Annotated in this window: 12 protein-coding genes and 2 pseudogenes; 3 read left to right on the plus strand and 11 right to left on the minus strand. The window is 68.1% G+C overall.

Annotated features, from left to right (window positions below):
- Positions 1–1,395, plus strand: a 1,395-nt coding sequence (locus O3X23_RS06115; RefSeq protein WP_269270109.1) for an acetate--CoA ligase family protein, incomplete at its 5' end; no start/stop codon positions are given.
- Positions 1,396–1,498: 103 nt separating this feature from the next.
- On the opposite strand, the gene mgtA is transcribed toward O3X23_RS06115, so the two are convergent.
- The 6 genes and pseudogenes from mgtA to O3X23_RS06140 form a co-directional block, all read right to left on the minus strand.
- A complete protein-coding gene (mgtA, locus tag O3X23_RS06120; protein ID WP_269270110.1) occupies positions 1,499–4,168 on the minus strand; it encodes a magnesium-translocating P-type ATPase in 2,670 nt (889 codons plus the stop codon).
- A complete protein-coding gene (locus tag O3X23_RS06125) occupies positions 4,165–4,827 on the minus strand; it encodes a CBS domain-containing protein (RefSeq protein WP_331283880.1) in 663 nt (220 codons plus the stop codon). Before O3X23_RS06125 ends, mgtA begins: the two co-directional genes overlap by 4 nt.
- A gap of 128 nt (positions 4,828–4,955) precedes the next feature.
- Positions 4,956–5,447, minus strand: a complete 492-nt coding sequence (locus O3X23_RS06130; protein ID WP_269270112.1) for a hypothetical protein — start codon at positions 5,445–5,447, stop codon at positions 4,956–4,958.
- Between the two features lie 138 nt (positions 5,448–5,585).
- Positions 5,586–5,758: pseudogene (locus O3X23_RS43925) on the minus strand (IS5 family transposase); the annotation flags it as partial.
- Between the two features lie 138 nt (positions 5,759–5,896).
- Positions 5,897–6,292, minus strand: a complete 396-nt coding sequence (locus O3X23_RS06135; RefSeq protein ID WP_198358243.1) for a hypothetical protein — start codon at positions 6,290–6,292, stop codon at positions 5,897–5,899.
- An 89-nt stretch (positions 6,293–6,381) separates the two neighbouring features.
- Positions 6,382–6,617 (minus strand): annotated as a pseudogene (locus O3X23_RS06140) (transposase family protein); the annotation flags it as partial.
- A gap of 45 nt (positions 6,618–6,662) precedes the next feature.
- Here O3X23_RS06140 and O3X23_RS44085 point away from each other — a divergent pair.
- Together O3X23_RS44085 and O3X23_RS06145 are read left to right on the plus strand one after the other, a co-directional pair.
- Positions 6,663–8,252 (plus strand): NACHT domain-containing protein, encoded by a 1,590-nt coding sequence (locus O3X23_RS44085; RefSeq protein WP_443047785.1) that lies wholly within the window; start codon positions 6,663–6,665, stop codon positions 8,250–8,252.
- The gene (locus tag O3X23_RS06145) at positions 8,203–9,759 is read left to right on the plus strand and encodes a hypothetical protein (RefSeq protein WP_269270113.1); all 1,557 of its coding nucleotides are present in this window, start codon (positions 8,203–8,205) and stop codon (positions 9,757–9,759) included. The genes O3X23_RS44085 and O3X23_RS06145 overlap by 50 nt, the downstream gene beginning before the upstream one ends.
- A 1,853-nt stretch (positions 9,760–11,612) precedes the next feature.
- On the opposite strand, the gene O3X23_RS06155 is transcribed toward O3X23_RS06145, so the two are convergent.
- The 5 genes from O3X23_RS06155 to O3X23_RS06175 all read right to left on the minus strand — a co-directional run bounded on the left by O3X23_RS06155 (position 11,613) and on the right by O3X23_RS06175 (position 13,624).
- The gene (locus O3X23_RS06155) at positions 11,613–11,873 is read right to left on the minus strand and encodes a DUF7660 family protein (RefSeq protein ID WP_269270114.1); all 261 of its coding nucleotides are present in this window, start codon (positions 11,871–11,873) and stop codon (positions 11,613–11,615) included.
- Positions 11,874–12,005: 132 nt separating this feature from the next.
- A complete protein-coding gene (locus O3X23_RS06160; protein ID WP_269270115.1) occupies positions 12,006–12,197 on the minus strand; it encodes a hypothetical protein in 192 nt (63 codons plus the stop codon).
- A 9-nt stretch (positions 12,198–12,206) separates the two neighbouring features.
- Entirely contained in the window at positions 12,207–12,485 is a 279-nt protein-coding gene (locus tag O3X23_RS06165; RefSeq protein ID WP_269270116.1) for a hypothetical protein, read from the minus strand.
- 202 nt (positions 12,486–12,687) lie between these two features.
- Entirely contained in the window at positions 12,688–13,035 is a 348-nt protein-coding gene (locus O3X23_RS06170) for a hypothetical protein (protein WP_269270117.1), read from the minus strand.
- A gap of 217 nt (positions 13,036–13,252) precedes the next feature.
- Positions 13,253–13,624, minus strand: a complete 372-nt coding sequence (locus O3X23_RS06175; RefSeq protein ID WP_269270119.1) for a hypothetical protein — start codon at positions 13,622–13,624, stop codon at positions 13,253–13,255.
- Between the last annotated feature and the right edge of the window lie 44 nt (positions 13,625–13,668).

A 13,668-nucleotide genomic window follows, 5' to 3' on the forward strand; every position in this document is an offset into this window, starting at 1 on the left:
CGGCGTCCGGACGCCGCCGGCAGCGCGGACCATGACGTCCCGGCCACGACCCGGCAGGCGCTGTTCACCCAAGCCGGAGTCATCGCCACCCGCACCCTTGGCGAACTCCTCGACACCGCGGCCATGCTCCACTCCCAACCACTGCCGCCCGGCACCAACGTCGCCGTGGTGTCGAACTCACGCGGCGCGGGCACCATGGCAGCCGACGCCTGCCAAGCGGCCGGACTGACCGTCCTCGAACTCCCCGCCGCTTTGACCGCCGAGCTTGTCGGACTGCTTCCACACGGCGCGCAGGCCACCAATCCCGTCGACGTGACCGTCGCCGTGAGCGAGCCCGCGCTCCGTGCGTGCGTCGACCGACTCGCCGCACACGGCGCCCTGGACGCCGTCATGGTGGTCCTGGTGCCCACCGCGCTGTCCGAGGCGACCGGCGACGACCTCGTCAGAGCACTGACGCAGTCCACGACGATCCGACGCTCGCGGACCGTTACCGCCGTCCTCCTCGACCAGCCGGAGCCCGTCCGCCTGTTGCACGCGACCGGCGGAGCGGTGCCCGCGTACTCCGCCCCGCACTCCGCCGCCCGAGCACTGGCACACGCCGCGGCCCGCGGCCGCTGGCTCGCGCAACCGTCCGGCACGACGCCGGAGCTCCCGGACATCGACACCGCCGGAGCGCACGCACTCGTCGACGCCTTCCTGGCCGTCAACCCGCACGGCGGCCGGCTCGATCCGGAAGCCTGTTCGGAGCTGCTGGACCGCTACGGAATCCCGCGTCCGCCCGAGGCCCGGGCGGACGGCGAGCAGTCGGCCGCCGAGGCGGCCGTCCGGCTCACCGGGCCCCGCGGACACGTCGCACTGACGGCGTACGGTCCCGGTCTTCCGCCCGGGAGCGGCCACGACGCTGTCCTGCTCGGCCTGGTGGGCGAGACAGAAGTGCGGGCCGCGTACCGAGAGCTCAAGAGCCGCTTCGGTGACGCCATGACCGGTGTCCTCGTCCGCCCCATGGTCGAACGCGGGATCGAGCTGATCTCCGGAATCAAACAGGACGACGTCTTCGGTCCCCTGATCCTGTGCGGGCCCGGTGGTATCACCTGCGATCCGCCCGCCGAACCGGCCGCCCAGCTCGCCCCACTCACCGAGCGTGACGCGCGAGCGATGCTCGCCGACCCGCGCTGCTCCTCGCTGCTCCTCGGGCGCCACGGCGGTAGCGCGGACATCGAGGGGCTGAAGACGCTACTGCTGCGATTGTCCCGGATGGCCGAAGACCTGCCACAACTCGCGGAAGCCGCCCTTGTGACGGTCGTCGCCGGGCCCAGCGGCGTCACCGCGCTCGACGCCCGCATCCGCCTGCTGCCCCATCTCGTCCACGATCCGTACCTGCGCCGGCTGCGCTGAATCCGGGTCCACGAAAAGGCACTCCACGGACCTGAGGAGTGTGGCCGGTCAACTTGTGCGGATGAGCCCCGGGGCTCATCCGCACAGGTCCGACCTTCCCTGTTCAGCCGCCCCGTACGAGGTGCCGGCGATGGCTCAACCGGCCGGGAACACTGAAGCCGGCCCCACGACGCCGCAGATGCCGCCAGGGGTCCCGCTTGCGGATCGGATCGGCCGGAGCGGTCGGAGCGGCGGACTCCTGCCGGTAGAAGAGCCGTTTCCCGATCTCGATGAGACCCAGATAGCAGACCACCATGGCCACCAGTGCGGCGAAGAAGCCCAGCGGAAGCGGCGCGAAGCCGAGTGTGTGTGCCAGGGGTGTTGCCGGCAGTACCGCTCCCACCGCGACCACCCCGAAGGCGGCCATTGTCAGCGGCAGGCTGGGACGGCTGCGCCAGAACGGGCTGCGACGGGTGCGGATCGCGAAGATCACCAACGCCTGGGTGGCCAAGGACTCCACGAACCAGCCGGTGCGGAACTGGACCGGTCCGGAGTGGAAGACCCACAGCATGACGCCGAACGTGGCGAAGTCGAACACCGAGCTGATCGGACCGAAGCAGACCATGAAGCGGCGGATGAACCCGATGTCCCAGTGCGAGGGCCTGCGCAGCTGCTCCTCGTCGACATGGTCGGTGGGGATCGCCAGCTGGCTGGTGTCGTAGAGCAGGTTGTTGAGCAGGATCTGGGACGGCAGCATCGGCAGGAAGCCCAGGAACAACGACGCACCGGCCGCGCTGAACATGTTGCCGAAGTTGCTGGACGTGCCCATGAGGACGTACTTGATGGTGTTGGCGAAGATTCGCCGCCCCTCCACCACACCGTCCGCGAGCACGTCCAAGTCCTTCTCCAGCAGGATCACGTCCGCGGCGTCCTTCGCCACATCGGTGCCGGACTCCACGGAGATGCCCACGTCGGCGGCGTGCAGAGCCAGCGCGTCGTTGACACCGTCGCCCAGGAACGCGACGTCACCGCCGGTCGTCCGCTGGATCCGGACGATACGTGCCTTGTGCTCAGGGCTGACCCGGGCGAAGACGGTGGTGCGCACGATCGCCGCGGCGAGTTCGGCGTCGTCCAGCGCGTCGAGATCCACACCGGTCAGCCCCCGTCCGGCCGGCAGTCCGAGGTCGTCGCAGACCTTGACCGCGACCGCGGGATTGTCCCCCGTGACGACTTTGACCGTGATCCCGAGACCGGCCAGCCTCAGCAGCGCCGCGGCCGCGTCGGGTTTGGGCGGGTCGAGGAAGACCAACAGGCCGGCGAGACGCAGGCCTCGTTCATCCACGGCAGTGGGCCGTTCCTCACCCACCGGGGTACGAGTGGCCACGGCGACCACGCGGTTCCCTGCGGCGAACTCGGCGGCCAGCGCTTCGCGGGCCGCGTCGGGTACGTCCACGCAGCGCTCCAGCACGCTCTCAGGAGCGCCCTTGGTGACCAGCGTCGTCACACCCGCGCTGTCACGCACCACGGCGGAGACCATGCGCCGGTCGTGGTCGAACGGCAGCAAACCGAGCCGAGTACTGCCCGCCAGGGTCCCGCGCAGGCTCTGCGACGCGGCCGACTCCCACAGGGCCGCGTCCAGCGGATTGCCTCCCACCGCCGGACCGCCCGCACCGCCGCTCTCCGTGCACAACAGTCCCCAGCGCAGCAACTCGTCCGCCGTGGAGCCGTCGGCGGGCAGCGCCCGCATGAAGTCGATCCGGCCTTCGGTCAGCGTGCCCGTCTTGTCGGTGAACAGCACATCGACGTCCCCGAGGTCCTCGATGCACACCAGCCGCTTGACCAGCACCTTCCGTCGGCTCATCCGCCGGGACCCGGCGGCCAGACTCGTCGACACCACGGCCGGCAGCAACTGCGGCGTGATCCCGACGGCGATCGCCAGCGAGAACAACAGCGCTTCCAGAAGCGGTTTGTGCAGCAGGACGTTGACGGCGAAGATCGACGTGGTCAGCGCACCCGCGACGTAGACCAACAACATCGAGAACCGGCGCAGTCCGACTTGGAACTCGGTCTCCAACTGGTGCGTGCCCAGGCCCGCCGCGATCTTCCCGAACTCCGTAGCGGCGCCGGTGGTCACCACCACTCCCCGGCCGCTGCCGGCATGCACGACCGTGCCCATCAGAGCGCAGCCCGACAACTCGGCCAGCGGAGTACCGGACGGCACCGCAGACGTGCCCTTGGGCAGCGGAAGCGACTCACCCGTCAGGACCGACTCGTCGCACTCCAGACTGACGACGTCAAGAAGCCGGATGTCGGCCGGAACGATCTCCCCGAGCCTCAGCTCGACCACATCGCCCGGCACCAGCTCGGTGACGTCGACCTTGCAGGGGTTTCCGTCCCGCAGCGCCACCGCCTGGTGGTGGATCTGGCCGTGCAGCGCCTCGGCGGCCTTCTCCGCGCGGTACTCGTTCACGAAGCCGAGCCCCACCGACAGGGCCACGATGGCGCCGATGATCACGGCATCACCGCGTTGCCCGACGAAGTAGGAGGCCGTCGCCGCCGCGAGCAGCAGCCCCAGCAAGGGAGAGCGCAGCTGACGCCACAGCACCGCCGGCAGCCTGGCCCGGTGGGAGGTGACCGCATTCGGCCCCCAGGTGCGCAGCCGTTCGGCCGCCTCGCGCGCCGACAGACCGTCGCGCGTCGTATCCGCCGCCCGGAGGGCGTCGTCGCCGGACCGGCCGGCCGCCGCGGTGATTCCGGAACCGGTGGCCCGCGGTGCGGATGCGAGAACGGTCACGGGGTCGCCGGCAGCGCGGCCGACGGTTCCAGGGGGGCCGGGGCGTCGTCGACGTCGAAGAGCATCAGATCGTGGACGTTCACCACCCCGTCGACGCTCTCCGAGAGCCGGACCACGAGCAGGCCCAGGCTGCGCAGGCCGAGCGTTCCGCGGAGGGTGACCACGCCCTCCTGCACCTGGACCTGGACCGCGCCCTCGGCGATCTGCAGCGTTCTGCCGAGGACATCGCTGACGATCTCCTCCCGGATGAAGCGGTCGGTGCGCAGGAAGACACGCAGTAGGTCGCTCCGGCTCACGATGCCCGCCAGTCGCCCGATCTCGTTGACAACCACGAGGCGCTTCACTCCGTCACGCTCCATCGCGCGGGCGGCCTCGACGACCGACCATTCCGGCCGGGCGGTGAGCGCAGGGCCGGTCATCAGGCCGACGGCGGTCTCGGGCTGGACACCTGTCCGGCCCGAGGGGCCGGCGAGCTGCCCGTGCCCCAGCGGGTCCGGCCGGGAGGCCTGATTCTGCAGCAGATCCCCCTCGGAGACGACACCGACCGGCCTGCCCTGGCCATCGACCACCGGCACAGCGCTGATGTCGTTGTCGGCCAGCATGCCGACAAGCTCCTTGACGGAACACTCTGCGTCGGCGCTCACAACCTGGTGGGTCATGACATCTCGTACGGTGCGGTGCTGCACGGTCTCACGTCTTCTCGGCAGATGGATCAGGGGGCGACACGACCCGGCGGGAACCGGTCCCACCTTCCACATTGAGGCAGCCGGAGTGGGCGCAGCAGGGCCTACCAGGACCCTCCGGAGGTCCGACCGACCCCATCGACGGACGGTAGGGTGTTCACCCCACTCCACAAGCCGCCGCGCCGTCCGACCCGCACCGGCAGCGGCAGCGGCAGCACCGGCAAGGGATCAGATGGACGGTCGGGTCCTTCAACCGACTTCGGGTGTTTGCGGGTCTTGCTCGTACGTCGCCGGTCGCGGTGCCTCTTCCAGGCCAGGGCGCGCTGGATTTCCAGGTGGCTGAGGCCGGGGGCCGCCTTCAGGTCATCACGGGTGAGCGCCTGGGGCTGAAGTGCCAGTGCGCGGTCGATCTGCCCGGCCCACAGCTCCTCGGGCACATACGGACGGTTGCGGTACTCCTGCCGCAGGACGGCCAGGTGCTCGGGGGAGCAGGCGACGACCAGTCGCCGGCCGTCGCGCGCCGGGCTCTGGGCGTGGATCACGGAGGAGTCCGGGACGACGCCCAGCTGGCACCCCTCGGTGAGCCGTCGGCGCACAGGTCGCAGGTGCCCACCGGTGAGCGTCCCTTCGCATGCCCGTACTCCTGCACCTTCCGTGCCCTGACGCACTTTCTGATCGTGCCGGTAGGGAGCAGTATGCCTGCCCCCCATCGGCACGAAAATCTGCCCTGGCCTGCTCTCGCCGGTGAGGCGGCGGACCATGAGGTCGGCCATGGCAGGTGGATCACGGCTTCGCAGCGGTGGGAAGGGTTTCGTAGTCACGCGCGAGACGCCGGTGGAGCATGGGCCTTCCATAGGTCTACTCGACAGCCCACCGTTTTCGGGATCGGGGCGAAGCCCCTGGTCCCGGCTCGGCCTGGAGTTCAGGATCTCTGAAAGGTTCTCCGTGGGAACTCGGGCTGTTACCTGCCGTTGTGCCGGGTTGTGACTTTCGGTTCGGCTCCTGATCGGTTCGAAGAGGAGTTACCGGGCGGGGATCGCGTACTTCACGGCGTGGTCTCGGAGAGGTCGAACAGCGTGCTCAGGTGGACTGGGTCGGCTCCGGTGGCGAGAGCCTCGCTGAGGACACGGTCGGCGCGGACCCGGTCGAAGCTGACACCGTGCAGGGTCAGTTGGCGTTTGAGGAAGTAGGTGCTGACCGGGAGTGCCGTTCGCGCAGCCGCCTCGTCGTACATCACCGACCACGCCGACGCCATCCGCTGGCCAGCCGCAGGCGAGGCACGCCTAGAGGAGTACCTCGCCCGCATCGATGACTCCCTGAACTCTACGTGCGGGATCAGATCGAGCGAGTGGCCCGCCTCGAGCGCGAGCGTGACGAACTGACCAGCCGGATGGAACGCACCCACCACAGCGACGTCGGCGTGGCGACTCGCCTCAATCACCTGTACACCACGACCCCTGGCCCCGCTCTGAAGCGCGTTGCAGATCTCCGCGTATGGACAGGTCAGGGCTCATTTGCGGAGGGTCTTGGTCAAGCGGCGAGGGCGAGGTTGTGCATGGGGCTACGGCTTGTACAGCGTGGTGGAGTCCGTCGCCGCGCTGTCGGCAGTCCCGGAGGATCTTGTAGTTCTTCATGCGGGCGAAGGCGTGCTCGACGCGGGCGCGGAGTTTTCGGTGCTCAGCATTGTCGGTCTCCTCACCCGGCAACAGCGCCCGGCCCGGCCGTTTGCGATGTGGGACGACGAGTCCGGTGTTGATGTACGCGCCGGGGTATGGATGAGGCGGGATACGCGTGAATTGGGGGATGATGGGATGTCCAGACCGCTGCGATACGCCGACGCCGTCCGACTGCTCGGGGGTAGCGGGCCGGTGGCGGCCGCTCTGGAAGGGGCGGTCGGAGAGGCGCTGACCATTACCGCAGGGCCCGTACCGGGCCTGGTTCTTGGCTTGTTCGGGGCTGAATCGCAGATCATTTCACTCAGCAGATCGCTGGTCAGCGGGCTTGGCGAGCGCTTGAGCGGTCTGGGCCGGTTCGGCCGCACCGAGCGCCTCGCCGCCGCGCACGCGGTGATCGTCGTGGCGGCGTACGGCGAGGCGCTTGCGGAGACCCCCTTCCCCTTCGACGTCGGCCAACTCACCGTCGGCCGGTTGGACGCGGTGCGGCTGGCAACAGGCGACGCACCACTGGACAGGCGGCTGGTAGACGTGGCCGACCACTTGTTGCGCACCGGGGTGCCGTTACCTGCCCCCCACCAGCCCTATGAGTCCACACTCCTTGCCCTCCGCGACTTCTACCACGCGGCATCCCGGCGGATGAGCGCCTTCGTGGCCGGCTGCGCGGTCTGGGACACCCTGAACGCAGCGGACCGGCAGCGGACCCAGGACCTGTTCGAGGGCCAGGTGCTGGACAGAGCGCTGGTCCGCTATGAGGAGCTGTACCGCCAACTGGCGGCACAATTCACTGAGCTGACGTTTTGGACGGACCGCACGGATCACCGGGCGACCCGCGAGAGCGTGCGGAGCCTGACCGACATCGTCACCCGCCTCGCCGAGGGCGGCGTTCCGCCCGCACGGCTCGCGGGACTGGGCCATGCCGGCGCCGCTGCGCTGGATGCTCCGGTGCTGGGCGTTGAGGAGGGCGCCGATGGGATGGCCATCCCCACCCTGCGCGAGGCCTATCTGAGTCCAGACTTCCGGATCCGTGAGTTCACCACAGGCGACGACCTGACAGTCGAGGAGGAGTGGGCGGCCCGTGACGTTCGACCGGGGCTCGACGCCTTCCTTGCTGATTTCCTCACCGCGCCCCAGGCCGTCGCCGCACCTGTACTCCTGCTGGGACAGCCCGGCGCTGGCAAGTCCCTCCTGACGAAGGTCCTGGCCGCCAGTTTGCCCGCTGCCGACTTCCTCGTGGTCCGGGTCACTCTGCGCGCGGTCCCTGCGGACGCCGACATCCAGCGGCAGATCGAAACAGCAGTGCGACAGTCCACCGGCGAGCGCCTCGACTGGCCGGACCTGGTGCGTGCCGCCGGGAACGCGCTGCCTGTGGTGCTGCTCGACGGCTTCGACGAACTCCTGCAGGCGACCGGCCTGAACCAGTCCGACTACATGGAACGAGTCGCCGACTTCCAGCGCCGGGAGGTCGGCTGCGGCCGGCCGCTCGCCGTCCTGGTCACCAGTCGGACAGCGGTCGCGGACCGGGCCCGGCTGACTCCCGACGGCGTCGCCATCCGAATCGAGCCCTTCACCCCCCGCCAGACCACCCAATGGTTGCAGATCTGGAACGGCCGCAACGCCGCCTACTTCGCCGATCGCGGTCTGCTGCCGCTGACACCACGCCCTCGTCCAACCCGACTTGGCCAGTCAACCACTACTGCTGCTGCTGCTCGCCCTCTACGATGCTGAGGACAACGCGTTCCAGGGACAGACCCACCATCACCTGGCCAGTTACGAGCTCTACGAAAGGCTCCTCGCGCGCTTCGCCCGGCGCGAGGTCATCAAGCACGGGCCATCGCTTTCGGAGCAAGCGATAGCGAAGGCGGTCGAACTCGAACTGCTGCGGCTGTCGGTGGCCGCGCTGGCCATGGCCAACCGCGGACGCCAATGGGTCACGGGTGACGAACTCGACACCGACCTGAAGGCGCTGCTGCCAGAGGAGTCGCTCCCCGCGGCGGACGCGGGGCTGCGAGCAGGCCTCAGCCGCGGCCAAGTGACCGTCGGACGCTTCTTCTTCGTCCACCGGACCGAGGCCCTTCGCGATGCCGAGACACTGCACTCCTACGAGTTCCTGCATGCCACCTTCGGCGAGTACCTTGCAGCCCGGCTCATCGTCAGCGAGCTGACCGCCTTGGCGGAATCGGAGCGGGCGCAGGCTGGCCGCGTCCGAAAGCCGGCACTCGACGACACCTTCCTGCATGCGTTGTTGTCGTTCTCCGCGCTGTGTACCGGCCGTTACCTCCTCGGCTTCCTCGAGCAGGGGCTGCACGACCGTGCGGGCCACGTGGCGGACGAGACGCTGTCGCTGCTCCTGTCCTTGTTCAGGGAAGCGATGCAGGAACGCATAGCGGATGTCTACACCGACTACCGTCCGGCCCCACGCACCATTCCCGCACGGCATGCGCTGTACGCCGCGAACCTCCTCCTGCTGGTGCACGCCTTGGACAGGCATGTAACGGGGTGCGATCTCTTCCCGGACGCCCGCGACCCGGTGGCCGCGTGGCGCGGCATCGCTTTGCTGTTCAAGTCTCAGATGCTGCCGTCGGAGTGGACCGCGTTCGCCGGCCTGGTAGACGTGCGGCGGGTGTGGCAGGGCGAGCGCCGTGAGATCCAGGTGCGGCGCCTCGACCCCGCTGACGACGAGCGGCCTCTGACCGACTGTGCGGATCCGGTCACCCGCACACCCCCTTCCGCCCCGGATGTGTACTGGAGCCAGGGCTGGGGACCCTCCCACCGCTACCGTGACTTCTGCGGTTGGCGTCACCGCGACCACAGCCGTCTGGTTCACGACGCCGACCTGCTGTGTGACGAGGACACAGACGCGCTGCTGAACTTCGCCCGGGGCCTGGTGGACGCCGGTGACGGAGTCCTCCTCACCAGTTTCGCCGGGGTGAAAAGCGGCCGGGCACGCTCCGCCGCACAGGTACTGGTGGAGTTGTGGGAGACGGGCGAGTCGTTCTCCGCCTGCCACAGCGAGGCACTGTGGATCTGCCTGCACAGCCTCAGCCCACGCTCGCCGGGCACCCGCCATCGCTACCTCGACGTGGTCGGACAGCAATGGCGTAGGGCGGGTCGACCGCTGGACCCGCACTGGCTCGAAACGGCCCACTCCGTGATCGAGGCGGACGGCCGCACCGCGCGGCCGCGGCATGACCACGAAGCCATGACCCTGCTATACGAGCAGGCCCTTCAATAGAGGTCCAGCGCCGACCCGTCCCACTGCCTCAAGCGGCTGACGGCAGCATGATCAGGGAGCGGGTGATGCGGAGGAAATGCGTCGCAAGGCCGATACCCTCCCGCCGTCTTGCCCGACTGCGGCCGTAGGCTCCGGATCTCATTTCCGGCCACCGGTTTCCCAGCGAAGTGCAGCAACTGTGATCACACGATGCCGACCTCCGCGCACGTGTCGGGCTCGTAAAGTCATCGCTGCAGGTGGGCGCTGCTCTGAGCTAGTGGTGGGAGCTAGGATGCTGCGCTGGTGATCATCGCGCTGCTGTACGAGCTGCCCGGGGTCGCCATCCGGGTTTCCGCCATCCCAGGGTCTGAGCACCCCCACCGGAGGGCATCGTCTGGGCGTTCACGCCCTGCAATCACGTCCCCGCTCCTGACCCTGCCCCGGACCTGTTTTTCCCCCACCTTGTCGGCGCAGACGGCGACCGGCGCGGTCCGCCGGTGGCGCAGACATGGCGGCGAAGACTGCCTTGCAGACCCTGAGAGGTTCGGAGCTACGGGCCTGCGGCGAGCGGAGCGAGACGCCCTGATCTAGTAGAGAAACTCTGTCCCAAAGCCAACGGGCTTCCTAGCGGGAGCCGTTGAGAGCGTCCACGGCTTGGATCGCCACCCGGTGGTTACCTGCAACGAATCAAGTGAATCCCCACCCGAAGGGGCCCTGACCTGCGGAAAGACGGCAGCACACCGCGCCTCTCACAAGCTCTCACATTTGAGATCCGACAATACAGACATCAGAGGCCGCCTCCGCAATGCGGAGACGGCCTCTGACCTGCGCAAACACCGTCGGGACGACAGGATTTGAACCTGCGACCCCTTGACCCCCAGCGTTCGACCGAGCTTGACGGTCTGTCATTGCCGGTCCCGTGCAGTCCAGGTAACCCAGGTCAGGTCCCGTTCTACGAGGACCACCATGACGACCATTCCGGATCCATGACGACTCGTCCGTGAGACGCCTGTGAGATCCAGGCGGATGCAACCCCGGATGGAGACCCGAGCCCGCTCCGCTCAAGGCCGCGTGCCTACATCAGACAACATGACCGGTCGGCAACCGTGCTCCGAGGCGTCTGGACGTTGATGTCAGGAGCAGCCTGCCGGTCTCGGCTCGCACAGCCGAAATCCTCGGCGATCAGTCGCACCGGCCGCACAAGTATTCGCGCGGCAAGGAGGACCGCGGATTGGCCACCCCCGGCACGGGGGCCCACCGGCCGCGGTGCGCCCGGTGCGACGGTGGACCGTACGGCGACTGCCACGCCGGCCGGTCACCTCGACCCGAGAAACCCAGGCCGCGGCGCCGCACGACCGGGTCCTGGAGCGGTTCGGCTGCCAGGCTGGGGAGCCAGGCGTCGAAGAGCTTGTGGTTGGCGTTGACGCGGAAAGTGCCGTGCGCCCGGAAGCGCCCGGAGGGGCACCTGTGGCAACGGCGGAGAACAATCGGCAGGCAGGTGGGAACTACCACCCAGGTTCTGGACATGGAGATACACCGGTTCCAGTGAGAAGACCACAGCGAAAAGGAGCACGGCGCACAGGTGCGACGCGCGACGGTTTCAGCGCTCGGGGTGTCTCACTTGGTGTACATTGCCACGTCCTTGCCAGGGGCGACTGCGGGCGGGAGCACGCTAACCGCCCACGGGAGTACAGGTCCACTGAATTCCGGGCGCGGGCGGCGACGCCCCCGCGGCGAGCGACCGTGAGCGGCACTCACATCGGGGCCTCAGTCATAGCGGCAGGCTACGACCAGGCCCAGCCCACCACCTCGCAGGGTCCTCGAAGAGGAAATCCGGGTGCGCTGACCGGGCACGCAACGGGCACGGTGTTCGGCTACTCGTAGATCTCCGCGGCGCTCAATGCCCGTGCGAAGAAAGTCCAATCGCCGTCGACCGGCATCTCCTGGCCGAAGTTCCGATACCAGTTCGGCGAGGACCTGATCCAGGGCGCCAGCGCTTCCAGGTACTGCTCAAGCGTGGGGTTCTCCCACTCGTCGCCGCGGCGGAGGAAATCCGCCCGCAGGTCGAGGATGTGCGCCACCAGAGCTTCCCTGCTGTCGACTTCATTGGCCGGATTCGCTGGCAGCTCCATCATGTCGGCACCGTACCGTGCTGTCGGCATAAGCGCCTGCGGCTCCGGAGGCAGGAGGGGTTCCAGACATCCCCGCTGGTCACCGCGATGCTGACGCGCCAAGTTCATGTGCCATCCCGCAAATACGCCGTGAGGCTACGAGTAGGGATGCCCCTTGCCGAGGGCGTCTGCCAATGACCGAATGATCTGGGCAAGCCGATCGCTGGTCTGGTTTGGCATAGCTGGGATGGGCGCGCCGGCTGCGATATGTTCGCCTACGAGCCAGAGAACTTCGTGAAGATCCTCGGCGCTGGCGTGATCCAGGTGCAGAACGATGTCGTTGGTCATGGCCGCAACCTAGCTGCCCTGACTGCGCGACGGCCCGTCATCCGCGTCGGCCATGGTCTCGATCAACCGTTGTCGCGCCTGCTCCAGCCGTCCGTTGTAGTCCGGCATGAGGACCTCGGGCAGTGTCGTTTCCAACGTGCCAGAGATCGCATGGATTCCGGACCAGACCGCACGATCGGGCACGATGGCATCCAGCTTGTCCGACCGCATCATGACCTCGTACAACCAGTCGGACAGGACGAACGCCTGGTCGTGTGTGAGCTTGATGATCACCGGTTCCTCGTCCACGCGGTCACGGTACAGCGGAGGCCGGCTTTGCGGCTTCGGGATAGTCATCTGAAAGAGCTGCCATGCGCTGCCCCGACCCCCTCGATGCCGAACTACCGGCGCGACGGTCGCTGAGGTCTGCCGGGCGGTCAGCCGGTCGTCTGAGGTGGTGACGGCCGGCTGTGGTCGGCGTGGTTGCTGTACGGAGGCGGGCGAGGATCGCTTACAGCTCTACCCGTTCCTCAGCGACCGTGGGATCCGATGCGGATCCGTAGCGCAGAACGACGTGCGCCGGCCGAAACGGAAGCCCGCGCAAGGTCGGCTCCATGACACCGAAGAGCGCTCCAGCATCGGGACCGTAGGCATAAAGGACCACCTCGCCGCCCCCGAACTCGTTCCCGTCAAACTCACCGACTCCCGCGCGCTCGATAGCCTCGGTCAGCATGCCCTGGGCCTCTCGGACGGTCACTCGATCACCCAGCGCACCAAACCCATCGTCAGCAAGCCGAAACCGCGCGATGACCGCCTGCTCAGCGTCGCCATCCTCAAGGGCGCTATCCACGTCAGCCATACGAGAACCATCCCATCAGGGACTGACATCGTCGCCAAGGGTCACCTCTGCTTTAGGAGCACAGGCGTCGATGATCCGCGCTGACCTGCGCTAGGCGGGCGCTGGGCACGATCTGGCTCCGGCGCCGCCCTCTACCGCGATTCCCCGTGAGTCCCCGCCCGATCAGGCACGGCTGTGGCACGGCGACATTCTGATCCGTAGCTCTTGGCCAGACCAGTCACCAGTCGCGCCAGCAGTCCGTGATCTCCAATCGATTGATGCTCTGCCTCGCAGCCAGCATGGCCACGTCCACACCGAGCTCACTCAGGGTGAGGTCGATGTACTGGCACAGCTGCTCCCGCTCCTCCGTGCAAAAGCCAGCGCCGCCATGCTGGCCGTCCCCGTCGATCGCGTTGGGTGCCAGAACCACCCTTTCGACAGTTCCGAAGACAGCTTCGTCGGACGGCTCCCGCAGCGCGTGCGCCTCCCTTTCAAACGCCTCCAGGGCGGCGTCTGTCGCCCGCAGCAACGACTCGGGGTAGAGATCCGCGACGCTGGCGCACTCCGGGGCCAAGGTCCCGGCCGCCACCTCGCGGGCTGTCTCGGCCATATAGGCACGCCAGTTGTCAGAGGGTCTATTCGCCATGGGCCAGA

Origin of the sequence: Streptomyces sp. H39-S7 (assembly GCF_027158205.1) — a bacterium.
Classification (GTDB): Bacteria; Actinomycetota; Actinomycetes; order Streptomycetales; family Streptomycetaceae; genus Actinacidiphila.